Origin of the sequence: Arachnia propionica, assembly GCF_003859805.1 — a bacterium.
GTDB classification, from domain to species: Bacteria; Actinomycetota; Actinomycetes; order Propionibacteriales; family Propionibacteriaceae; genus Arachnia; species Arachnia propionica_C.
In genome coordinates this window covers 147,534-169,295 of the sequence record NZ_RQZG01000002.1, presented here as the reverse complement: position 1 = coordinate 169,295, position 21,762 = coordinate 147,534, and the positions used below count along the sequence as shown (strand labels likewise).

20 protein-coding genes are annotated in these 21,762 nt (G+C 67.8%); 18 read left to right on the top strand and 2 right to left on the bottom strand.

Annotated elements, in window-relative coordinates:
- The first annotated feature begins 10 nt into the window (after positions 1-10).
- The 9 genes from tsaE to EII34_RS03375 all read left to right on the top strand — a co-directional run bounded on the left by tsaE (position 11) and on the right by EII34_RS03375 (position 9,861).
- On the top strand, positions 11-919 hold the full coding sequence (gene tsaE, locus EII34_RS03415; RefSeq protein WP_124842936.1) for a tRNA (adenosine(37)-N6)-threonylcarbamoyltransferase complex ATPase subunit type 1 TsaE: 909 nt from the start codon (positions 11-13) through the stop codon (positions 917-919).
- Positions 913-1,548 carry a tRNA (adenosine(37)-N6)-threonylcarbamoyltransferase complex dimerization subunit type 1 TsaB gene (gene tsaB / locus EII34_RS03410; protein ID WP_124843018.1) on the top strand — a complete coding sequence of 212 codons (636 nt, stop codon included), beginning with the start codon at positions 913-915 and terminating at the stop codon, positions 1,546-1,548. The genes tsaE and tsaB overlap by 7 nt, the downstream gene beginning before the upstream one ends.
- Entirely contained in the window at positions 1,545-1,994 is a 450-nt protein-coding gene (locus EII34_RS03405) for a GNAT family N-acetyltransferase (RefSeq protein WP_124842934.1), read from the top strand. The genes tsaB and EII34_RS03405 overlap by 4 nt, the downstream gene beginning before the upstream one ends.
- Positions 1,991-3,034, top strand: a complete 1,044-nt coding sequence (tsaD, locus tag EII34_RS03400; protein ID WP_124842932.1) for a tRNA (adenosine(37)-N6)-threonylcarbamoyltransferase complex transferase subunit TsaD — start codon at positions 1,991-1,993, stop codon at positions 3,032-3,034. The genes EII34_RS03405 and tsaD overlap by 4 nt, the downstream gene beginning before the upstream one ends.
- A 154-nt stretch (positions 3,035-3,188) precedes the next feature.
- Positions 3,189-5,042: an ABC transporter family substrate-binding protein gene (locus EII34_RS03395; RefSeq protein ID WP_124842930.1), complete on the top strand. Its 1,854-nt coding sequence runs from the start codon at positions 3,189-3,191 to the stop codon at positions 5,040-5,042.
- 185 nt (positions 5,043-5,227) lie between these two features.
- Entirely contained in the window at positions 5,228-6,733 is a 1,506-nt protein-coding gene (locus tag EII34_RS03390; RefSeq protein WP_124842928.1) for an ABC transporter permease, read from the top strand.
- Entirely contained in the window at positions 6,730-7,737 is a 1,008-nt protein-coding gene (locus tag EII34_RS03385) for an ABC transporter permease (RefSeq protein WP_124842926.1), read from the top strand. Before EII34_RS03390 ends, EII34_RS03385 begins: the two co-directional genes overlap by 4 nt.
- An 11-nt stretch (positions 7,738-7,748) precedes the next feature.
- Positions 7,749-9,476: an ABC transporter ATP-binding protein gene (locus EII34_RS03380; protein ID WP_124842924.1), complete on the top strand. Its 1,728-nt coding sequence runs from the start codon at positions 7,749-7,751 to the stop codon at positions 9,474-9,476.
- A 13-nt stretch (positions 9,477-9,489) separates the two neighbouring features.
- A complete protein-coding gene (locus EII34_RS03375; RefSeq protein ID WP_124842922.1) occupies positions 9,490-9,861 on the top strand; it encodes an inorganic pyrophosphatase in 372 nt (123 codons plus the stop codon).
- A 7-nt stretch (positions 9,862-9,868) separates the two neighbouring features.
- Here EII34_RS03375 and EII34_RS03370 read toward each other — a convergent pair whose 3' ends face one another.
- On the bottom strand, positions 9,869-10,234 hold the full coding sequence (locus tag EII34_RS03370) for an RNA-binding S4 domain-containing protein (RefSeq protein WP_124842920.1): 366 nt from the start codon (positions 10,232-10,234) through the stop codon (positions 9,869-9,871).
- A 365-nt stretch (positions 10,235-10,599) separates the two neighbouring features.
- On the opposite strand from EII34_RS03370, the gene EII34_RS03365 reads away from it, so the two are divergent.
- From EII34_RS03365 to EII34_RS03350, 4 genes are all read left to right on the top strand, one after another.
- A complete protein-coding gene (locus EII34_RS03365) occupies positions 10,600-11,727 on the top strand; it encodes a class I SAM-dependent methyltransferase (RefSeq protein ID WP_124842918.1) in 1,128 nt (375 codons plus the stop codon).
- Between the two features lie 269 nt (positions 11,728-11,996).
- Positions 11,997-12,266: a lactococcin 972 family bacteriocin gene (locus tag EII34_RS16770; protein WP_124842916.1), complete on the top strand. Its 270-nt coding sequence runs from the start codon at positions 11,997-11,999 to the stop codon at positions 12,264-12,266.
- Between the two features lie 77 nt (positions 12,267-12,343).
- A complete protein-coding gene (locus tag EII34_RS03355) occupies positions 12,344-14,314 on the top strand; it encodes a glycosyltransferase family protein (RefSeq protein WP_124842914.1) in 1,971 nt (656 codons plus the stop codon).
- A gap of 9 nt (positions 14,315-14,323) precedes the next feature.
- Positions 14,324-14,956: an ABC transporter ATP-binding protein gene (locus EII34_RS03350; protein ID WP_124842912.1), complete on the top strand. Its 633-nt coding sequence runs from the start codon at positions 14,324-14,326 to the stop codon at positions 14,954-14,956.
- 49 nt (positions 14,957-15,005) lie between these two features.
- Here EII34_RS03350 and EII34_RS03345 read toward each other — a convergent pair whose 3' ends face one another.
- Entirely contained in the window at positions 15,006-15,842 is an 837-nt protein-coding gene (locus EII34_RS03345) for an alpha/beta fold hydrolase (protein WP_124842910.1), read from the bottom strand.
- Between the two features lie 534 nt (positions 15,843-16,376).
- Here EII34_RS03345 and EII34_RS03340 point away from each other — a divergent pair.
- The 5 genes from EII34_RS03340 (at position 16,377) to groL (ending at position 21,733) form a co-directional block, all read left to right on the top strand.
- On the top strand, positions 16,377-17,114 hold the full coding sequence (locus EII34_RS03340) for a LamB/YcsF family protein (protein ID WP_124842908.1): 738 nt from the start codon (positions 16,377-16,379) through the stop codon (positions 17,112-17,114).
- Positions 17,111-18,619 (top strand): 5-oxoprolinase subunit B/C family protein, encoded by a 1,509-nt coding sequence (locus EII34_RS16445; RefSeq protein WP_124842906.1) that lies wholly within the window; start codon positions 17,111-17,113, stop codon positions 18,617-18,619. Before EII34_RS03340 ends, EII34_RS16445 begins: the two co-directional genes overlap by 4 nt.
- A 34-nt stretch (positions 18,620-18,653) precedes the next feature.
- A complete protein-coding gene (locus EII34_RS03330) occupies positions 18,654-19,664 on the top strand; it encodes a hypothetical protein (protein ID WP_124842904.1) in 1,011 nt (336 codons plus the stop codon).
- A gap of 170 nt (positions 19,665-19,834) precedes the next feature.
- The gene (gene groES / locus EII34_RS03325) at positions 19,835-20,131 is read left to right on the top strand and encodes a co-chaperone GroES (protein WP_124842902.1); all 297 of its coding nucleotides are present in this window, start codon (positions 19,835-19,837) and stop codon (positions 20,129-20,131) included.
- Between the two features lie 12 nt (positions 20,132-20,143).
- The gene (gene groL / locus EII34_RS03320; RefSeq protein ID WP_124842900.1) at positions 20,144-21,733 is read left to right on the top strand and encodes a chaperonin GroEL; all 1,590 of its coding nucleotides are present in this window, start codon (positions 20,144-20,146) and stop codon (positions 21,731-21,733) included.
- Positions 21,734-21,762 lie beyond the last annotated feature (29 nt).

The following is a 21,762-nucleotide window of genomic DNA, read 5'->3' as shown; positions in this document are numbered from 1 at the left end:
CCCTGAGGTCATGTCCGAGACCATCCAGGTGCGGGTGGCCACCGACGCGGATGCTCCCGCGATGCGCCAGGTGGCACACACCGCCTTCGCCGCCCGCCGCCCCGTCGATCCGCCCGCAGCGGCGCTCACGGACACCGTCGAGGACTACCGTCGTGCCCTGAGCCAGGGCTGGGGGGTGTGCGCCCTCGACGGCGATCGGATCATCGGTTGCCTGCTCATCGCCCACGACGGCGAGGTCGCGAGGCTGTGCCGCGTCGCAGTCCTGCCCGAGGCGACCGGAGGTGGCGTGGCGAAACACCTCGTCGCCGGGGCCGTCTCGCTGGCCGCCGACGCCGGTCTGTCCCGGGTGGAACTGGCCTGCCGACGGGAATTCCCGGAACTGGCCGACTGGTGGCGCGCCCACGGCTTCGCCACCCTCCGTCAGGAGGGCCACGAATGGATCCTGGGGCGGGACCTGCCCGTGGTGATCGACGTACCGAGCGCCGAGGAGATGCAGGACCTGGGGGCCAGGTTGGCCGGGGTGCTGCGTGCAGGCGACGTCGTGATCGCCACCGGCGACCTCGGGGCGGGCAAGACCACGCTGACCCAGGGCATCGGCCGGGGGCTGCAGGTGGCAGGACCGATCATCTCCCCGACCTTCGTCATCTCCCGGATCCACCCGGCCCACGGGGACGGCCCCGACCTGGTCCACGTCGATGCCTACCGGATGTCCAGTGCCGGTGAGCTGGCCGACATCGACCTCGACCAGACGATGTCCGGGGCGGTCACGCTGATCGAGTGGGGGGAAGGAGTGGCCGAGTGGCTCTCGGAGAACCGCCTGGAGATCGACATCGACCGCAGCTGTGACCCCCGACGGGTCACCCTCACCGGCGTCGGTCCGAGGTGGGCCGGTGCCCTGGAAGCTTTGAGGAGATCATGACCTACACCTTGGGGATCGACACTTCCCACCACGTCGCCGTCGGGCTGGCCGAGGACGGTGCTCCGCTGGCCACCCGTGTGGTGGCCGACACCCGGGCCCACGGTGAGACCCTGGTGCCGCTGATCCAGCAGCTCTGCGCCGAGGCCGGCGTGAGGCTGCAGGAGATCGACGCCTATGCCGTCGGGATGGGGCCGGGACCGTTCACGGGGCTGAGGGTGGGGATCGTCGCGGCCCGAAGCCTGGCCTCCGTGTCCGCCCGGCCGGTCCACGGGGTCTGCTCCCTGGACGTCATCGCGGCCCAGTGGGTGGATGCGCCCGGTGAGTTCGTGGTGGCCTCGGATGCCCGTCGCAAGGAACTCTACTGGGCCCACTACGTCGAGGGCCGGCGTCAGGGGGAACCCAGGGTGGGAGCCCCGGGTGGGCTTCCCGACCTGCCCCTGGCCGGTCCCGTTCCGGGGGAGTACGGGCTCCGGGTGGTCGGCCCCGAGGGGATCGACGCCGCGGTGCTCGCCGCTTCGTGGGAGCGCCTGCCCGCGGTGGACGGGGAACCGTTCTACCTGCGCCCGGCCGATGCCGCCGTGCCCACCACCCGGAAGTCGGCACTGCCCCGGCTGCGGGTGCCTCGATGACCGTGCGATCCGCCGTGCCCGCCGATGCGGCGGACATCGTCCGGCTGGAGGAGGGTTTCCCGGCCTCCCAGCGCTGGAGTGAGGCAGCCTGGCGCGAGGAGATCGAGTCCCCGGAGCACCTGGTGCTGGTGGGGGAGGCCGATGGGGTCGTCGCGGCCTGCGCTTGGCGCGCGGCCTTCGACGTGGCTGAGCTGTACCGGGTGATCGTGGCCCCGGCACGGCGTCGCCAGGGTCTCGCCGGGGACCTGATGCGTCGTGGACTGGCCTGGGCGCGTGGGCAGGGGGCGGAGCGTGTGATGTTGGAGGTGGCGGCGGACAACGAGCCCGCCATCGCCCTGTACAGGGGCCACGGCTTCGCGCAGGTGGCTGGGCGCGCGGACTACTACGGCCGGGGCCGCGATGCACTCATCATGGAGTTGCCGCTTGTGAAGGAGGAACCCTCATGACCGAACCGCTGATCCTCGGCATCGAGTCGTCGTGCGACGAGACCGGGGTGGGAATCGTGCGTGGCAACGAGTTGCTGGCCAGTGAGGTGGCCTCCTCGGTGGATCTGCACGCCCGGTTCGGTGGGGTGGTGCCCGAGATCGCCTCCCGGGCTCACCTGTCGGCCCTCGTGCCGACCCTGGAGCGGGCGGCCGCCGTCGCCGACGTCGACCTGGGCGAGGTGGACGCCATCGCCGTCACGGCAGGACCCGGGCTGATGGGGGCGCTGCTGGTCGGTATCTCGGCGGCCAAGGCCCTGGCTGCGTACCTGGACAAGCCACTCCACGGGGTCAACCACCTGGTGGGGCACATCGCCGTCGACCTGCTGGACCACGGCACCCTGCCGATGCCGACGCTGGCGCTGCTGGTCTCGGGTGGACACACCTCGCTGTTGCACGTGAAGGACCTGGCGCGTGACATCACGGAGCTGGGGGCCACCATCGACGACGCGGCGGGGGAGGCCTACGACAAGGTGGCTCGGCTCCTGGGGCTGGCCTACCCGGGAGGGCCGGTGATCGATCGGGCAGCCGCCGACGGTGACCCGACGGCGATCCGTTTCCCCCGGGGGCTCACCGCACGGCACGACCTCGAGCGGCACCGTTTCGACTTCTCCTTCTCCGGGCTGAAGACCGCCGTCGCACGTTGGGTGGAGACCGCCCGGCTGGAGGGACGCGAGGTTCCCGTCGCGGATGTCTGCGCCAGCTTCCAGGAGGCCGTGGCCGATGTGCTGGTGACCAAGACGCTTGACGCGGTGAAGGTCACCGGGGCGGACACGATCCTGCTCGGCGGGGGCGTGGCGGCCAATTCCCGGCTGCGTGGCCTCATGGAGGAGCGAGCCGGGGCCGCCGGGATCGAGCTCAGGCGTCCCCGTCCGGCCCTGTGCACCGACAACGGGGCGATGATCGCCGCCGTCGGGGTGGAGGTGGTCCGGGCCGGGCTCGCTCCTTCCCCCCTGGACTTCTCCGCCGAACCGGGCCTGCCGGTGACCCGGGTCGTCGTCTGAACGGCCGGTGGCCGGGGGTTGAGTATCAGTCAGGTAACAATCCGTCTCAAGTTTGGGCCTTCTGGTTCTCAGGGTCTCGAAATCCGACTAAGGTCCGGTGCCAATCGGTCCTGATCCCAAGGATCGCGTGTCGGGAATCGACCAAGGAGAAACTATGAAGTTCAAGGGCTCCAAGGCTGCCCTTGCCGCACTGCTGGGCGGAGCGTTGATGCTCGGCGCCTGCACCAGCGGCGAGGATCCGGCCACCCAACCCCCTGCGGGGACCGGTGAGACCTCGGCGTCCACCACGGGCACGGGCAGCACCCCCAGTGGTGATGCTGACACCTGCAAGAAGCCCGTGGAGGTCACGGCCCCGAAGGAGGGCCAGGTCATCTACGGTCCTGGCCCGGGCAAGTGGAGCGGGTACAACAACCTCACCTCCGCCACCTACTCCACCTACAACTCCGTCGTCTCTGACCGAATCCTCAGCAGCTTCGTGTACTTCGGTACCGACGGCACCATCTGCGAGGACAAGGACTTCGGCACCATCGAGGTGCTGAACGAGGACCCGCTCGAGGTGAAGTACACCATCAGTGACAAGGCTGTGTGGTCCGATGGTACCCCGGTGACCATCAACGACTACCTGCTGGACTGGGCGGCCCAGAACCCCGAGTTCCTGGTTCCCGGCCGCGCCAGCGGAGAGAACAAGGACACCAAGGCCGTCTTCGACCACGTCTCCTCCAGCCTCGCCGAGCAGGTGCTGGAAGGGCCGCAGGGTGAGATCGGCTCCAAGACCTTCACCCTGAAGTACCAGGGCACCTACCCGGACTGGAAGCTCATCATCGGCAACGTCATGCCGGCGCACGTGGTGGCCAAGCAGAGTGGTCTGGAGCCCGACGCCCTCGCCCAGGCGATCCTCGACCGCGATGCCGAGACCGTGAAGAAGGCAGCTGAGTTCTGGAACACCGGGTGGAACTTCGAGCAGGGACAGCTTCCCGATGCCTCGGTCATCCCCTCGATGGGTCCCTACCAGATCAAGCAGGGTGGATGGGAGGGCACTGCGCTCACCCTCGAGGCCAACCCGAAGTACTGGGGTACCCCGCCGGCCACTCAGAACCTGATCTTCCGCTACATCGAAGACGCCCAGATGGCCCAGTCGCTGCAGAACGGTGACCTCAACGTCATCGATCCCCAGGCCACCGTCGACACCGTCGGCCAGCTGCAGAACATCGGTCCCTCCGTCAAGGTCGAGACCTTCTCCACCCTGACCTGGGAGCACCTGGACTTCAACTTCCGCGACACCAATGTCTTCTCCGACGCCCAGGGTGGCCTCAAGCTCCGCCAGGCCTTCGCCCACTGTGTGCCCCGGCAGGCCATCGTCGACTCGCTCATCAAGCCGATCGATCCCGGCGCCGAGATCATGAACGCCCGTGAGGCCTTCCCCTTCCAGGAGAAGTACGACGAGGTGGTCAAGGCCAGCTACGACGGACGTTACGACCAGGTCGACATCGAGAAGGCCAAGCAGTTGGTCGCCGAGTCCGGTGTCGCCACCCCGATCAAGGTCCGCGTCGGTTACCGTGCCGGCAACCAGCGTCGCGCTGAGACCGTCGCCGCGATCCAGGCCTCGTGCAAGGACGCCGGTTTCGAGGTCGAGGACACCGCAACCTCTGACTTCTTCGACAAGCAGCTCCCCGATGGTGACTACGAGGTGGCGCTGTACGCCTGGGCGAGCTCCGGTCAGCTCGTGTCCGGTCAGAACATCTACTCCACCGACAAGCCGCAGAACTACGGCAAGTACTCCAACGCCAAGGTGGACGAGTCCTGGAAGAAGATGACCAGCACGCTCGACGACAAGGTCCTCCTGGAGGAGACCAAGGTCCTGGAGAAGGAGCTGTGGGACACCCTGTTCGGACTCCCGCTCTACGCCCATCCAGGTGTCATGGCCTACGACGCCCGCATCGGCAACGTGCGCTCCACGGCCACCCAGAACCATGTGGTCTGGAACGGCGAGCAGTGGCAGCTCAACTGAGGTGACACACCCCTGAGGTGACCTGAACAAGGGGGGTGGGTGCCATCCGTGCACCCACCCTCCTTGCTGCATCTGACCGCTCAAACCACGGCTGGGCGCGACCAAGACGGCGTTCGTGCTCTATCATCGGGCGCTATGGGTCTTCCCGGTGGGGCCCAGACCTGCCAGCCGGAATAGGAACTACCGTGATCAAGTACATCGCCAAGAGGCTTCTCATCTCCTTGATGATCCTCTTCCTGGGCTCCCTGCTGCTGTTCGTCCTGGTGATCAACTCGGGCGATCCGCTCGCCCCGATCCGGGAGTCGAACTCCCCGAACCGTGAGAACCTGATGCGTCAGATGACTGAACGCATGGGGTTGGACAAGCCGTGGTTCGCGCGCTACTGGGACTGGCTCACCGGTGTGCTCCAGGGCAATTTCGGTGTCGCCTCCGACGGCGCGAACGTCAACGCGCTGGTGTTCTCGGCCGCTTCCTCGACCCTGCGGCTCGTGATTCTGGCCACCCTGCTCTCCATCACCATCGGCATCACGCTGGGTGTGCTGACCGCTGTGAGGCAGTACAGCGGCTTCGACTACGCCGTGACCATGATGGCCTTCGTCTTCTTCTCCCTGCCGGTGTTCTGGTTCGCGGTGCTGCTGAAGCACTACGCCGCCATCGAGTTCAACAACTGGATCGCGACGGCCAAGTTCGCACCACCGATGATCGTCGGCGTCGCCGCCTTCCTCGGCCTCGTGATCGCCGCCGTCGTCGGCGGTCCGTGGAATCGTCGCCTCATCACCTTCGGCGCCCTGTTCGTGGCCTTCGCGGGCGTCCTGTTCTACTTCGACGCCGTGACCTGGTTCCGTCGCCCGGCCATCGGGCTGCCGGTCTACATCCTGCTGGTGATCGGGATCGCCGTCATGCTGATCGTGCTGACCAGTGGTTTCGGCAACAAGGGGGTGCGCAACGCGGTGGGGGTCACCGCCGGGGTCGCCATCGTCGGTTACGCCATCATGCGGGGCATCCTCATGACCAGCCCCAGCTACTGGCTGCTGTTCCTGCTGCTGGTGGTCGCCATCGTCGTCGCGGTGTTGGCGGGCCAGTTCCTGGGAGGCTTCTCCCGCAGACAGGCCATCTTCGCCTCCGTGGTCACCAGCCTGCTGGCCTCCGTCGCGGCATTGATCGACCTGTTGCTCAGCAACTGGTCGAACTACCTCAAGGTCCAGCCCCGGCCGATCCCCACCATCGGCTCCGCGACGGCGAACTTCTCCACCACCTGGTGGGGCCACAACATCGATCTGCTGACCCACATCTTCCTCCCCACGATGGCCTTGATGCTGATCTCGCTGGCCTCCTACACCCGCTACACCCGGGCCTCGATGCTGGAGGTGCTGAACCAGGACTACATCCGCACGGCGCGCTCCAAGGGCATCTCGGAGCGCAAGGTCATCACCCGGCACGCGCTGCGCAACTCCCTGATCCCGCTGGCCACCATCGTGGCCTTCGACTTCGCGGGCCTGATCGGTGGTGCGGTCATCACCGAGCGGGTCTTCGGCTGGCAGGGCATGGGCTGGATGTTCGCCACCGGTCTGGAAGCCGTTGATCCTGCCCGGGTGATGGCCTTCTACGCCGTCACCGGTACCGCCGCCGTGGTGATGAACATGATCGCCGACATCGCCTACGCCTTCCTGGACCCGAGGATCTCCCGATGAGCAACGAGAACAAGATGTCCGAGAACACACCGGTCGACGAGACCACAGAGACCATGACCGAGCCCGAGACCAGCTTCGAGGTCGAGGAGACCCTCGACGCGGCGGGGGAGCGTTCCTACTCCCAGGGCGCGCTGATCCGTCGGCGGTTCTTCCGTCACCGCGGCGCCATGATCGCGCTCACGGTGCTCTGCCTGATCATCCTCATGGCCTTCACCTCCTCCGGGATCGGGCCGATCCCCGGCTGGTGGCCGAAGAACTACACCGACCTGTATCCCCAGGTCGACGCCGGGGCTCCGACGTTGAAACTGTGGCCCCTCCGTATCGGGGAGCACCCCTTCGGGCAGACCACCATCGGCAAGGACTACTTCGCCCTGGTGATGGAGGGGGCTCGCAAGTCCCTCATCATCGCCTTCATGGTGGGGGCGATCGCCACCACCATCGGCACCATCATCGGTTCGGCCGCCGGGTACTTCCGGGGCTGGATCGAGGCCTTCCTGATGCGCGTCACCGACCTGGTCATCATCATCCCGTTGCTGGTGCTGGCCTCCGTGCTGGGCCGGATGACCAACGGCAACAACATCTTCTTCCTGGCCGGGGTGCTCGGCATCGTGGTGTGGACCAGCATGGCGCGTCTGGTGCGTGGCGAGGTGCTCTCGCTGCGGGAGCGGGAGTTCGTCCACGCGGCGAAGGCCATCGGAACCTCCGACTGGCGCATCATCTTCCGTCACATCCTGCCGAACTCCGTCGGTGTCATCGTGGTGAACTCCACCCTGCTCATCGCCTCGGCGATCCTGCTGGAGACCGCGCTGTCCTTCCTCGGATTCGGCGTGAAGTCCCCGGAGACCTCGCTCGGGCTGCTGATCTCGGAGTACCAGACGGCACTGACCACCCGTCCCTGGCTGTTCTGGTGGCCGGGCATGTTCATCCTGGCGATCGCGCTGTGTGTCAACTTCATCGGTGACGGTCTGCGTGACGCCTTCGACCCCCGGCAGCAGATGGACTGAGGACAACTGAGATGACTGAGACCAACACCACTCCGGACACCAATGAGCCGGTGCTGCAGTTCCAGCAGCTGGACGTCAACTTCCGCACCGAGTTCGGCCGGGTCCACGCCGTCAAGGGCATCGACCTGGTGGTCAACCCGGGCGAGGTCGTGGCCCTGGTGGGCGAGTCCGGCTCCGGCAAGTCCGTGACCGCCACCACCGCTCTCGGACTGCTGCCGAGGACCGCGACCATCACCGGCGAGACGATGGTGGCCGACAAGACCATCTCCAAGCTGGACCAGCGGGGACTGCGGGCACTGCGAGGCAACCGCGTCGCGATGGTCTTCCAGGAGCCCATGACGGCGCTGAACCCGGTCATCCGCATCGGTGAGCAGCTCACCGAGTCGATGGAGGTCCACGACGTGGCCTACGGGCAGCAGGCCTGGGACCGCGCCGTCGACCTGCTCAAGGCCGTCGGCATCCCCAATGCCGAGCGTCGCGCCAAGCAGTACCCGCACGAACTCTCCGGTGGTATGCGGCAGCGCGTGGTCATCGCGATGGCCCTGGCCTGTGATCCCGAGGTCATCATCGCCGACGAGCCGACCACGGCCCTCGACGTGACGGTGCAGGCCGACATCCTGGACCTGCTGCGCTCCCTGAAGGAGAAGCTCAACACCGGCATCCTGCTCATCACCCACAACATGGGTGTGGTGGCCGACATGGCTGACCGCGTCGCCGTGATGTTCAAGGGCAACATCGTGGAGCGCGGGACCGCCGAGGAGGTGCTGCTCAACCCCCAGCACCCCTACACCAAGAAACTGCTCGACGCGGTGCCACACCTGGGTGAGGGGCAGGGGCAGTTCGGCTCGAAGCCCGCCGAGGTCTCGGCCGATGCGGGGCTGGCGCTGGACGTGCGCGACATGGTGGTGGAGTACAAGCGTGCCGGGAAGAAGCCGTTCCGTGCCGTCGACGGTGTGAGCTTCGACGTGCGTCGTGGTGAGATCGTCGGTCTGGTGGGTGAGTCCGGTTCCGGCAAGTCCACCATCGGGCGTGCGCTGCTCGGCCTGATCCCCTCGGCCGCTGGTGAGGTGCGGGTGCTCGGGGAGGACCTGCTGGCGCTGCGGGGACGTCAGGTCAAGGAACTTCGCCGTCGGATCGGCGTCATCTTCCAGGACCCCGCAGCCTCACTCAACCCGCGGCTGCCCGTCGGTGACGTCATCATGGAGCCGCTGGAGGTCCACAAGGTCGGTGACAAGAAGTCGCGGCAGCAGATGGTCCACGACCTGCTGGATGCGGTGGCCCTGCCGAAGAGCGCCTTCAACCGCTACCCCCACGAGTTGTCGGGCGGCCAGCGGCAGCGGGTCTCCATCGCTCGTGCACTCTCGCTGAAACCGGACCTGCTCATCGCGGACGAGCCGACCTCGGCGCTGGACGTCTCGGTGCAGGCCTCGGTGCTGGCGATGCTCATCGAGCTGCAGCAGGACTTCGGGTTCGCCTGCCTGTTCATCAGCCATGACCTGGCGGTCATCGACTCGCTGGCGCACCGCGTCGTCGTGATGCAGCACGGCAAGATCGTGGAGAAGGGCGAGTGCACCGATGTGCTCCTCACCCCGCAGGAGGAGTACACCAAGCGGCTGTTGGCCGCCGCCCCGGTGCCCGACCCGATCGAGCAGCGCCGTCGTCGCGAGGAACGCCACGCGCTGCTCGAGGCGCTGGGCGAGGAGATCGCCGAGATCGACACCCGCGAGCTGGATCAGTAGAGCAGAGCACGTCGTGCCGGATGCCGCTGAACTGGCCGCGTGGGCGACGATGTCCGTCTGGGAACAGCTGGACATCACGGTTCAGCGGCATCCGATCGTCATCGACCGATCCTGCGGCAGCCACCACCCAGACTTCCCGGAGCTGGTCCATCCCGTGGACTACGGCTTCATCGATGGAACAGTGGGAGGCGACGGTGAGGGGATCGACATCTGGGTGGCCGATCCCGATTCACGCCGGGTCACGGCCCTGTTCATCACGCATGATCCGCTGAAACGCAATGCCGAGATCAAGATCGTGCTGGGAGGGGGAGAGGGCGATCTGGCTGCGATCAGTGCGTTCTACGAACCGCTCGCGCTCTCCCACCTGCTGATCCGAAGGGGCTGAGGACCGGTCACGGAGAGCCGTCGTGGCCCATGAGTTTGTCGATGGCGCGACGGTCCTTCTTGGTCGGGCGACCGGCACCGCGGTCGCGTCGGGCCATGGGGACCGACAGGTAGGAGGGACGCTCGGGGGAGTGGTCCTTGTAGGCCTGCTGCGCGATGGAGGCCCCGACCCGCTTGGAGAGCAGCTCGACGACCTCGAACTCGCGGGTCCAGCCGGGCTCCTTGACGCTCACCCGGTCCCCGGGTTTGACGGCGTGGGCCGGTTTGACCGGATCACCGTTGAGGCGGACGTGCCCGCCGGTGACGGCCTTCGTCGCAAGGGATCGGGTCTTGAACAGCCTGACACTCCACAGCCACACGTCAAGTCGCGTCATGGAAAGCAGTCTATGAGCTCGCCGACGTCTGCCCGCTCCTCCGCCACCGATCGGGTCGTCCCCTCCCTCCGCTGGTCGAGCTTCAGCGCCGTTTCTCCCGACAGCCGAGACCTCGTGAGGATTCCTTGGGACTCATCCCTGGTTTCGATCAGGCTGCTCGTTGGCGCTTGCGGTCCGGTGTGAGCAGCGAACGAGCCGACCACAGAACAACCCTCCGGAAATCGGCTCAACCAGGGCAACAGGATTTCGCTCCTGCTGGTCGAGCCGGGTGGCGATACGAAGAGAGCCGTTCGTGTCGAGAGCTCGTGAGGTTGCGCCGGGACTTCTCCCGGGCCGGGGCGGAGGAACAGCGATAGGGTCGGGACATGGACATCCTGGGGGCTGAAGGAGCCAGGGCGCTGGTCCGGGCGGCCGCCGAGGCCGATCCCGACTCGATCGCCGCCGGACAGCGGATGCGACGCGAGTTCCCGCCGGATCTGGCGGCTGCCGCCCTGACCCAGGTGGCACTCAGACGTCGGGCCAGGGCCAAGCTGCCCCAGGCCGAGCGACTCTTCCTCACCCCGCACGGGCTGGAACAGGCCACGCGCTGGCCGGTCGCGCAGTGGCGGGCCGAGCTGTTCCGTGACGCCGGGGTTTCTGCGCTGTGGGATCTGGGCTGTGGCCTGGGGGTGGATGCGATGGCCTTCGCGGAGGCGGGGCTGAGGGTCTGTGCCGTCGAGGCCGATCCGACGACCGCCGCCTTCGCGAGAGCGAATCTGCAGGGCACCACCGCTGAGGTCATCACGGGGCTGGCGGAGGAGGTCGAGCTGCCGCCTGGGGCCGGGGTCTTCCTGGACCCGGCCCGCCGTACCGCGCGTGGCCGCACCTGGGACGTCTCCCAGTTCACCCCGCCCTGGTCGCTGGTGGAGCATCACTTGGACGGTGACTGGCACACCTGCGTCAAACTCGGCCCAGGACTCCCGAAGGAACTGATCCCGGACGACGTCGCGGCGGTGTGGGTGTCGGTGGCTGGCGACGTGGTGGAGGTCTCGCTGTGGAACTTCCTCGACCCCGGCCCCCGGGCCGTGGTGATGCGCGGCGGCCGGGTCCACACCCTGCTGCCCGGGGCTGAGCCCTTGCCCGTCGGTGAGCTGGGGGAGTGGATTCACGAGCCGGACAACGCGGTGATCCGGGCCGGGCTGGTCGCTGAGGCGGCGCCTCACGCGCACCTACTGGCCGCCTCGGTGGCCTACCTCACCTCGGATGCACCGCTGGCCAGCCCCTTCGCCACCGACTACAAGGTGCTGGAGGTGCTGGAGAACGACACCGCGACGCTGAGGCACTGGGTGAAGGCCCACCGGGTGGGCAGCCTGGAGATCAAACGCCGGGCCATCGACGTGGACCCGGCGGTGCTGCGTCGTCAGCTCAGACCCAGGGGCGAGAACCACGCGACCCTGATCCTGGCCAGGACCACCGAAGGTGCCAGGGCGGTCGTCGTGGAACGGCAGGGGTGAACTCTGGAGGTGTGGGCGGGGGCGTGGAAGTCTGTCAAGAACGGTATCGAGGTGTCGCTTCAGCAACTGAGGCCCTGTTCATCTGCCTGTTGTTGTTCTTCCTGGGTGGCGATTGCGGGTGCGGTGAGATCAGGTGAGGACGACCCTTGAGGCGATGTGCATCGTGTGGCACTTGGAGCCGAAGCTGACCGGAGAAGTTCCAGCTGAGAGCTTTCCAGGGGAAGGAGTACTCACTGAAGAGGTCGATCAAGGCGGTCAAGAAGGCGATCGTGCTGGCTGTGGTCATCCTCATGACCTCAACAGGAGCAGCGTTCGCGATCACGCGCAACGTCGCTGGGGGAACCTGGGACCACGGAACCCACGTCCTCATCGGAGTGGCGTGGTCCAGCTTCTGGCATCCGTCAAGGAAGCACGGCTCAAGCGTCAAGATCGGAGCTGACGTTCATCGCAGCGCCTGCGCTCCGGCTGACGAAACCGCCAAGGCGGAGCGCTGGCGCCCACCGGGCACTCGTGCTTCCTACCACTACCGGTTCTGCTGAACTGAGGGGGTGGGTCCCATGTGGGACCCACCCTTGGTGAAAACTGTTCCAATCCATTCCAAGAGGTCTGAGGAATCGTGCTGAAGTCTCTGCTTCGGGTCGTGGCGGCCGTGACGGTGGTCGTCGCTGCCCTGCTGTCCTACATCCAACTGTCCTTCGTGGAGCAGGACTTCCCGCTGGGGACGCAACACCGAGGGACGATCCTGTTCGGGGAGTCCGGGCTGTCCCGGGAGCAGGTGCTCTCCGGGCTTGCGGAGGTCAGCCGCCAGCACGACCTGGAGATCTACCTGGAGGTGCCGGGGAAGGACGATCCTTTCCACGGTCTCGACGTCTACGCAGTGGGTCACGAGCAACCGACGGCGCCGATGGAGGTCGACTGGCTCAGCCTCACCCGCCATGGTTCGCTCCACCCGGCCTCCGAGTTGGGTGAGACGAACCTGTCCGCCGTCTACATGGTGAAGGGCTCCTGGCAGGGGGTCCAGGCCTTGACCCAGTGGGCGGAGAGCGTGGGCACCCAGGCCAGTGACTGGGGTTTCGAGTCCCCGTTGACGATGTTCGCAGCGGGTCTGGTCTACGGTGCCGCCGGGATTCCGCTGGTCGCCTTGGCCGTGCTGTGGGTCACCATCGTGCTGGCCTGGTACGCAGCCAGGGCCGAGGCGCGCGCGGTGCGGCTGCTGGCCGGGACCCCCAGATGGCGCATCCAGGCCCAGGACATGCTGGGCTGGCTCCGGGTCGTCGTTCCGGTGTTGCTGGCAGGAGTGGTCCTGGCGACGGTGGGGGTGGGCCTTGCCCGGGGCTGGGGCAACGGGCTGGGCGTGGGTGTGATCGTCGCAGGGTATCTGATGCTCATGCTGGGCCTTGCGATGGCTTTCGGGATCGTGGCCTCCATGGTCACCGCTCCGTCGGTCACCTCGTTGGCACTGCGCAAGCCGCCGGAGGCCCGTTTCGAATTCCCCAGTCAACTGCTCAAGGCTGTGGCCCTGGCGCTGGGGCTCGCCGCGCTGCCCGCCCTGCTCTGGCAGGCGCAGAGTTCGCTCGCCGAGGCCGCCACCCAGGGCCGGGTGGCGGCGTTGACGGGATACGTCTACCAACGGGTGGGCGGGGTGACTGAAGAGGAGCTCGACGCTGCCTACGACAAACTGGACCGGTTCATCCAGGCCGTGGATGCCACCGACACCCTCGCCTACGCCGAGATCCTGACCCGGGACGAGGCACCACCTGAGCTGGTGGCGGCAGGATTCGACAGCGTCGCGGTGGTCAACAGCCACTACGTGGCCCGGTTCGGTCTCCAGGTGGCCGATGGCTCGCTGGAGCCACTTCCCGCCGCGCAGACGGGGGAACTGCTGGCGGCACTGGAGGAGACACGCTCTGGCGTGGTGAATGGCAGAGTGCGGGATGACCTCGCCAGCGCCGTGGACAACGGTCTGCAGGGATACCGCGTCACCTCGGGCGAGGGACTCGTGGCCCCGTCCGGCACCGGGTTGGGCTTCCGACACGCCAAGCGGCCCCTGCTGCTGATCTCCGAACGGATCAGCACCTCCCTGAACACGGACGCGCTCGTCTCCGCACTGACCCTGGGCCATGTGCTCTTCAACGACACCGCGGTGATCGACGAGCAGGCGAGGGATGCCGGGGTGAGCCAGATGCTGCTCTCCCGCAGCCGGGCCACGGACTCCGCGCTGCTGGCCGCCCAGTTCGCGAACCAGGTGGTCTTCACCGTCGGGTCCAGCATCGTGATCCTGGTCGGGGCCATCGTCGTCAGCGGCTGGCTCTCGGCCCGCGTCTACGCAGCGAACAACGCGCGTTTCATCTATCCGATGCTCACCTTCGGTCGGAGCTGGTGGGTGGTGCTGAAACGCCGGATCCTCGCCGAGGCCGTGATCATCACCACGACCTTCACCGTGGTGTCCATCGTCTACTTGGCCCTGGGAATGCCCTGGTCCCTCGTGCTGCTGCTCGGCATGGTGCTCTACCTCGGCTATTCCACCCTCTGCCACCAGCGGGCCGTCATGGCCATGGTCCACCGCGTCACCCAACGAGCCCACTGAGGAGATCAGATGCAGATCACCGCCCACGACATCCACGTCACCATCGACGACCGTGACATCCTCAACAAGGTGTCTGTGGACGCCGCCAGTGGGACCTCCCTGGCCCTGACCGGCCCCAGCGGCTCCGGCAAGACCACGCTGCTCAACTGCCTCGGCCTGCTGCTCCCGGTCACCCAGGGGCAGATCCTCATCGACGGTGTCGACATGACCAGGCTTCGGGTCGAGAGGAAACGTCGGTTCTGGCGTGACAATGTGGCCTTCGTCTTCCAGGACTTCGGGCTGGTCCCCGACGAGAGCGTCGGGTTCAACGTCTGCATGGAGTCAGCCCCGATCCTCCAGCGCCGGAAGGGTTGGGCGCCACGCGTCGAGGAGGCCCTGGCCCGGGTGGGCCTGGCAGGGCGCTCGGGGGATCAGGTGGCGAAACTCAGCGGCGGGGAACGGCAGCGAGTCAGCATCGCCCGCGCCATCTTCAAGCAGGCCCGGGTCATCTTCGCCGACGAACCGACCGCATCCCTGGATGCCGTGAACCGTCAGAACGTGCAGGACCTGCTGCTCGGTGAGCAGGAGCGAGGGGCCACCGTCGTGATCTCCACGCATGACGACCAGCTGGCCTCGGCCTGCGATCAGCGGCTGAGGCTGTGAGCCCGCCCGATGGGACACTCCAGGCGGAATCCTCTGCCCACACCGGGTCTCACCCCGCCTGGACGCGGCGGCTCCAGTCCCGCAGCAGCGCTGCGATGATCTCTGGCTGTTCCAGGTGCACGTTGTGCCCTGCTGCATCGAGGACCGCGAAGCTCGCCCGTGGATACGCTGACAGCAGTTCATGCTGATCCTCGAAGCCGACCACGTGGTCCTGTCTTCCCGTCACGATGAGCGTCGGCCCTTCAAACGGAGGACCCGAGTGCTCCGGGGCGGCGCCGAGGGTGTAGCGCTGACCGAGTCGAGCCATCGCCACCGGATCCGCGTCCTTGATCCCGGGTAGTGCAGCATCCCTGAAGCGTTCCCAGGAAGGCCTGGTCCAACAGGCCGCGATCTGGCTGAACTCCTCACGGTCCTGCTCGGGCAGGGACGCCAGAAGGGCCTCGTCACATGTCACCACCGTCTGTTCCGGGACGTGACGTGCCGAGACATCCGGGTCCACCACCGGGGCGAGCAAGGCGATCCCACGCACCTGTTCCCGATGTCGGGCCGCCAGCCAGCGCACCAGGAGACCACCGAGTGAGTTGCCGAGCAGCGCCAAGGGCTGCTCTCCCAGCAGCTCGGCGACCGTCTGTTCCAGCCAGTGGGCGATCTCCGGCAACCCGCCGGGGCCACTGCTGAGGGGAGGAGTGCCCCCGAAACCCGGCAGGTCGAGGTAGATGCGTTCCCAACCACAGGAGTCGAGGGTGTCGTCGAGTGCGAGCAGCAGCCGGTGGTCAACCCCGTTGCCATGCACCAGGACGAGTGGCTCTCCCTCGCCCCGTCGCACCACGTGACCATGACCACGACGGCCCGCGACCCGCTGCCCCTCATCGTTCCGGGCATCCATGTTCCAAGCTTAGAGCTCGCGCGGATAGGCGAATCTACTGTGGTCGCCCCGGTGTTCCCCTGTCCGCGCGCCCTCTTGTTCACGGGGCTGAGGAGGTTGTTCATTGCGGTTTCAGCGTCGTCCTCCTCACCGCTGGTCGAGCCGGGTCCGGAGCCTGCGGAGAACCCGTGTCGAGACCCCGTGGGGGCTCCCGCCCAGCTCGGGTTCCAGCACCGTGTTCCAAGGGTCTCGACACGGACGGCTCGCTGGCGCTCGCGGTTCGGCTCGACCAGCGGGAAAAGGGCGTCGATAACGCCTTGAACCACGTGGTGAAGTGCCGGTCAACAAGGCGGAGGCCCGGGCCCAGGCAGTGCCAGCGAATCGAGTTCGAGCCGTAGGACTGGGTGGTTCCGTCCTTCCTCGGCTCCACCAGTGTCGCGGCGGCGACGCGCCGCCGCCCTCACCTCGGAGGGTGTGACCATGTGCAGGTCCTCCTGCGTTGCTCAGCGGTCCCGGGACGTCGTGGTTCCACACTCACCCTTCTACACTCGGGCCATGCGGATTGACCTCAATGCGGATGTGGGGGAGTCGTTCGGCCGGTGGCGGCTCGGCGACGACGCTGCCCTGCTGGCCCAGATCACCAGCGCCAACGTCGCCTGCGGATTCCATGCCGGGGACCCGATGACCCTCACCGCCACCTGCGGAACTGCGCAAGAGTACGGGGTGGTCATCGGGGCACAGGTCAGCTACCGGGACCTCGCCGGGTTCGGACGGCGCTTCATCGACGCCTCCTACGACGAGCTGCGCGCCGATGTGATCTACCAGATCGGGGCGTTGCAGGGGATCAGCCGGGCCGTGGCCTACGTCAAGCCCCACGGCGCGCTCTACCACGCCACGATCGGCAATCAGACCCACGCCCGCGCCGTCGTCGATGCCGCCGCCTGGTTCGGCCTTCCCGTGCTCGGCCTGCCCGGATCCCTGCTGCTCACCCTGGCCGAGCAGCAGGGGGTGCGCGCCGTCAAGGAGGGATTTGCGGACCGGGGCTACCTGCCCGACGGCACCTTGGTGCCCCGCGATCAGCCGGGAGCCCTCATCACCGACGCCGCGACGGTTGCCGCCCGCGTGGTGAGGCTCGCCACGACGGGGGAGCTCGTCGCCGTCGACGGCACCCTGCTGCGACCCGAGGTCGATTCGTTGTGTCTCCACGGTGACACCCCGGGGGCCGCCGAGCTGGCGGGTCGGGTGCGTGACGCCCTGAGCGAGGCAGGCGTCGAGGTCGCCTCCTTCGCATGAGACTGCTGGCCTGCGGAGAGCGCGCCACGCTGGTGGAACTGGGCGACCTCACCGAGGTGCTGGCCGCCGAGGCCCGACTGCGGGGGCTCGCCGGAGCCGGGGAAGCTCCCTGGGACCGGGTGGTGGATGTCGTCGCCGCCCAGCGCACGGTGTTGCTGGTTCATGGCCCTGTTGATCTTCGCCCCGCCATCGCCCGCGCCCTGGCCGGCCTCAGCCCGGAGCTGCCGCGTGCTGACCGAGAGGTGGTGATCGACGTGGTCTACGACGGCGAGGACCTGGCCGAGGTTTCCGAGCTCACCGGACTCAGCCCCGCCGAGGTGATCGCCGCCCACACCGGCACCCCGTGGCGGGTGGCCTTCGGGGGATTCGCGCCCGGGTTCGCCTATCTGATCGGTGGCGACCCCCGCCTGAGGGTGCCTCGCCGCAGCTCGCCCAGACCCCGGGTCCCGGCCGGTTCGGTCGGGCTCGCCGATCAGTTCAGCGGCGTCTACCCGACGGCCTCGCCCGGCGGCTGGCAGCTCATCGGCCGCACCGAGGCCCCACTCTTCGACCCCGATGCGGAACCCCCGGCGCTGCTCGGCCCCGGGACGACGGTCCGCTTCCGGGCCGTCGAGCAGCTGAGTGCTCCTGTCACTCCCGAACCGGAAACGGTGTCCCGGGCGGGCCGTGCCCTCGGCGTCGAACGCACGTTGTTCCCCATCACGGCCCAGGACCGTGGTCGGCCCGGTCTGGCCGCGGTGGGGGTCGGGACCTCCGGGGCCGCTGACCGCGGCGCATACCGGCAGGGTGCACTGCTGGTCGGGAACCGGTGTGGCGAAGCGGCCCTGGAGATCACCCTGGGTCAGTGCATCCTCCGGGCCCTGGGCACCCTCACGCTCGCCCTGACCGGTGCCCCCTGTCCTGCCGACATCGACGGGTATCCGGTGCCGATGGACCATCCCCTCATCCTCCCCGACGGCGCGAGACTCACCCTCGCCGCACCGAGCTCGGGGCTGCGCACCTATGTCTCGGTGGCCGGGGGCATCGATGTGCCGACGGTGCTGGGGTCGCGGTCCTTCGACACCCTGGGGCGGCTCGGTCCCGAACCATTCGGTGCAGGGGCGCTCATCCCGGTGGGGAAGACCATCGCCGGCTGGGGACGTCCCATTCTGACCGCGCCCCCGGAGCAGGACGGCGGGGTCCTGCACTACGTGCCGGGGCCACGCGACGACTGGGTCGAGGGCTTGGCGGGCAGCCGCTGGCAGGTCAGCCCCGAGGCCGACCGGGTGGGGGTGCGGCTGCTCGGCAGCCCGTTGGCCAGGCGGGTCGGGGAACTGCCGAGCGAACCGGTGGTGGCAGGGGCGATCCAGGTGCCGCCCAGTGGTGAGCCGGTGCTCTTCCTCGCCGACCATCCACTGACCGGCGGCTACCCCGTCGCCGGGGTGCTGACCGAGGAGTCCATCGACGAGGCGGCGCAGCTGGGCCCCGGTGAGAACGTGGTCCTGCTGCCGGTCGGTGACCGCTGAGATCCTGTCAGTCCCGGGCTGTAGGTTCTCTCCCATGGAAAGCACCTCATCCCACATCCCCTTCCCCGACTCCGTGCAGCGGTTCTGGTCCTGGTGGCAGGAACACCGCATCGAGGTCGCCCGCGCCGTCGCCACGGGGGAGCAGGTCGAGCAGGTCGCCGAGGAGTTGACGGAAAGGCTGGGGCAGGTCGACCAACGGCTCACCTGGGAGGTCGGGCAGGGCGACCACGGCTCGGCCATGGTGTTGGTCGTCTCGGCCGGGGGAGACCCCGCCCTGCGGGCCACCGCCCGGCGCGTCGTGCTGGCGGCACCGCCTGCCGATGCGCAGTGGGCCTACACCGACCTGAAACCACCGAAGAGCAGCGGGGTGCTGAGTTTCGCAGGTCACGATCTCGATCTCGATGACGCCCGGGTGGTGATCGATGAGGACCACACCAAGGTCCATCTCGAGGTGTGGCACCCGAGCTTCGCGGAGGCCGATGAGACGCTGCGCCTGCAGCTGGCCTTCCTCATGCTGGATGTCGCCGTCGGTGAGGAACGCATCGAGCTGTGGGTGGGGGCCGTCGACGCTCTCGAGGACGAGCCGGAGGGTGCGGTGCCGCTGAGCCGGGTGCAGCGTGTCATCGATGACCTGAGGGGATCCTTCCTGGGGGAGGACGGAGAACCGGGCTGGGCGGGTCTCCAGGGGGAAGGCCCCGACGGCCCGCTGCTGGCCCGCGCCCGGGTGCCGCTGAGCAGCCTGGTCAATCCGTTGTGGGAGACCCACGTCGGGATCACCCGCCACTACCCCGACGGCGGCAGTGGTTTCCCCGGGGAGGAGGACCTGGAGCTCAACGGCAGGCTCGAGGACCAGATCATGGCAGCACTCGGTGGGGACGGGATGCTTCAGGCGGTGGAGACCGGCGGTGGCCGGGTGCTCTGGCACTGCTTCGTCGATCCCCTCACACCGGTGGAGTCGCGGCTGCAGGAGGTCGCCCATGGCCACGGTGCGATGATCACCGTCGAGCCCGATCCCGAATGGGATGCGGTGCGGCACCTGCGATGACGGGTGTGTTTTTGGCACTCCACTTGATTGAGTGCTAACCGGGGTATAGCTTTGGTTCTGGCACTCGACCAGCTCGGGTGCCAGCCCCGGGTGGCACCGCGACGACGCCCGGACCGGAAACCGACAACTGACCGGCCCGACGGGCCGGAGAACACAGAAAGGGGCCTGACGTGGCAACCACGATCAAGCCGCTCGAGGACCGCGTCCTCGTCCAGCCGCTCGAGGCCGAGCAGACCACCGCTTCCGGCCTGGTCATCCCCGACACCGCCAAGGAGAAGCCGCAGGAGGGCAAGGTCGTGGCTCTCGGCCCCGGCCGCATCGACGACAAGGGCAACCGCGTCCCGCTGGACGTCGCCGAGGGTGATGTCGTGATCTTCTCCAAGTACGGCGGCACCGAGGTCAAGTACGACGGTGCCGAGTACCTGCTGCTGAACGCCCGCGACATCCTCGCTGTCGTCTCCCGCTGAACGAGGTAGGACATGGCAAAGACTCTGCAGTTCGACGAGGACGCCCGCCGCTCGCTCGAGCGGGGCGTGGACATCCTCGCCAACACCGTCAAGGTGACGCTCGGCCCCAAGGGCCGCTACGTCGTGCTCGACAAGAAGTGGGGTGCCCCCACCATCACCAACGACGGCGTGACCGTCGCCAAGGAGGTCGAGCTCGAGGATCCGTACGAGGATCTGGGAGCCCAGCTGGCCAAGGAGGTCGCCACCAAGACCAACGATGTCGCCGGTGACGGCACCACCACCGCCACGGTGCTGGCCCAGGCGCTGGTCCACGAGGGCCTGCGCGCCGTCGCCGCCGGTGGCAACCCGGTGGGTCTCAAGCGGGGTATCGACAAGGCCGTCGAGGCCGTCGTCGAGCGTCTCCACGCCAACGCCCGCTCCGTGGACACCACCGCCGACATGGCCTCGGTCGCCACCATCTCCTCGCGTGACGAGCAGATCGGTGCGCTCATCGCCGAAGCCTTCGACAAGGTGGGCAAGGACGGTGTCATCACCGTCGACGAGTCCAACACCTTCGGCACCGAGCTGGAGTTCACCGAGGGCATGCAGTTCGACAAGGGCTACCTGTCCCCGTACTTCGTCACGGATGCCGACCGCATGGAGGCCGTGCTGGAGGATCCCTACATCCTCATCCACTCCGGCAAGATCTCCTCGATGAACGACCTCCTCCCGCTGCTGGAGAAAGTCATCGCCGCCAAGGGCACCCTGTTCATCGTGGCGGAGGACGTCGACGGTGAGGCGCTGAGCACGCTGGTGGTCAACAAGATCCGTGGCACCTTCACCTCCGTCGCCGTCAAGGCCCCTGCCTTCGGGGATCGCCGCAAGGCCATGCTGGAGGACATCGCCATCCTCACCGGCGGCCAGGTCGTCGCCCCCGAGGTGGGTCTCAAGCTGGACCAGGTGGGTCTCGAGGTGCTGGGTCGCGCCCGCCGCGTCGTGGTCACCAAGGACAACACCACCGTCGTCGATGGCGCCGGGGAGTCCTCCGAGGTGGCTGCTCGCGTGGCGCAGCTGCGCGCCACCATCGAGCGCACCGACTCCGACTGGGATCGCGAGAAGCTCCAGGAGCGGGTCGCGAAGCTGGCCGGTGGCGTCTGCGTCATCAAGGTGGGTGCCGCCACCGAGGTGGAGCTGAAGGAGAAGAAGCACCGCATCGAGGATGCCGTCTCCGCCACCCGTGCGGCCATCGAGGAGGGCATCGTCGCCGGTGGCGGCTCGGCCCTCATCCATGCCGCGAAGGTGCTGGACGGTGACCTGGGGCTCACCGGTGACGAGCGTGCCGGTGTCGCACTGGTCCGCAAGGCCGTGGTGGAGCCGCTGCGCTGGATCGCCGAGAACGGCGGCGAGGCGGGCTACGTCATCACCTCGAAGGTTGCCGAGATGGAGCCCGGCTTCGGGTACAACGCCAAGACCGGCGAGTACCAGAACCTGGTGGAGGCCGGGGTCATCGACCCGGTGAAGGTCACCCGCTCCGCGCTGGCCAATGCCGCCTCCATCGCCTCCCTGCTGCTCACCACCGAGACCCTCGTGGTGGAGAAGAAGGACGACGACGAGGACAAGTGAGATCTGTCCGCAGGGCCCCGGGACCGCAC

Coding starts and splice junctions, on each gene's coding strand:
- tsaE (WP_124842936.1), top strand. CDS start 11: ATGTCCGAGACCATCCAGGTGCGGGTGGCCACCGACGCGGATGCTCCC.
- EII34_RS03405 (WP_124842934.1), top strand. CDS start 1,545: ATGACCGTGCGATCCGCCGTGCCCGCCGATGCGGCGGACATCGTCCGG.
- tsaD (WP_124842932.1), top strand. CDS start 1,991: ATGACCGAACCGCTGATCCTCGGCATCGAGTCGTCGTGCGACGAGACC.
- EII34_RS03395 (WP_124842930.1), top strand. CDS start 3,189: ATGAAGTTCAAGGGCTCCAAGGCTGCCCTTGCCGCACTGCTGGGCGGA.
- EII34_RS03385 (WP_124842926.1), top strand. CDS start 6,730: ATGAGCAACGAGAACAAGATGTCCGAGAACACACCGGTCGACGAGACC.
- EII34_RS03380 (WP_124842924.1), top strand. CDS start 7,749: ATGACTGAGACCAACACCACTCCGGACACCAATGAGCCGGTGCTGCAG.
- EII34_RS03370 (WP_124842920.1), bottom strand. CDS start 10,234: ATGACGCGACTTGACGTGTGGCTGTGGAGTGTCAGGCTGTTCAAGACC.
- EII34_RS03365 (WP_124842918.1), top strand. CDS start 10,600: ATGGACATCCTGGGGGCTGAAGGAGCCAGGGCGCTGGTCCGGGCGGCC.
- EII34_RS03350 (WP_124842912.1), top strand. CDS start 14,324: ATGCAGATCACCGCCCACGACATCCACGTCACCATCGACGACCGTGAC.
- EII34_RS03345 (WP_124842910.1), bottom strand. CDS start 15,842: ATGGATGCCCGGAACGATGAGGGGCAGCGGGTCGCGGGCCGTCGTGGT.
- EII34_RS03340 (WP_124842908.1), top strand. CDS start 16,377: ATGCGGATTGACCTCAATGCGGATGTGGGGGAGTCGTTCGGCCGGTGG.
- EII34_RS16445 (WP_124842906.1), top strand. CDS start 17,111: ATGAGACTGCTGGCCTGCGGAGAGCGCGCCACGCTGGTGGAACTGGGC.
- EII34_RS03330 (WP_124842904.1), top strand. CDS start 18,654: ATGGAAAGCACCTCATCCCACATCCCCTTCCCCGACTCCGTGCAGCGG.
- groL (WP_124842900.1), top strand. CDS start 20,144: ATGGCAAAGACTCTGCAGTTCGACGAGGACGCCCGCCGCTCGCTCGAG.